The sequence below is a fragment of the Eubacterium sp. CAG:161 genome (genome assembly GCF_000432355.1).
GTDB lineage: Bacteria > Bacillota > Clostridia > Lachnospirales > Lachnospiraceae > Eubacterium_G > Eubacterium_G segne.
Genome location: NZ_HF991829.1, coordinates 1 through 506 on the forward strand (window position 1 = coordinate 1; position 506 = coordinate 506).

General features: G+C 35.2%; 1 pseudogene. It reads right to left on the minus strand.

What is annotated here, in order from left to right:
- Positions 1 to 506 (minus strand): annotated as a pseudogene (locus Q5O30_RS00105) (hypothetical protein); the annotation flags it as partial.

Here is a 506-nt window from a genome sequence, read left to right on the forward strand (position 1 = left end):
GTTGAATCTCCTACCTTTTCAATTACAAATGCCTCCCATGCTCCTGCTATTGCGTCACTTCCTGCAATTAATTTTCCGCCATTATCTAAGTCTGACTTAACGTATTTGCCATTTTCAGCACTTCTAATTCCATATTCTCCATCTTTAATTTTATATATTTGGAATTTTTCCCATGTACTTGGGCTGTCACTCCTTGAAGTGAGCTGGTTTTCTTCATCTAAAACAGCACATACATATTTGTTATTTGCTTCAGCTTTAATATTAACTGTTCCATCACCATTATTCTCAATAAAGAATGTTTCCCATGCTCCGCTGTAACTATCCCTGTTAGCCATAAGCGGGTCACTTCCACCATTTTCTGCAACAACATACTTTTCATTTGCTATTGATTTGATACTATATTTGCCACTTGAAAGGTTGGCAGTAGAATATGATGATGTATTAGAACTTCCGATTTTTTCTATTTTGATAGACGAAGTCTTATCATTTAAATCATCACCTACATA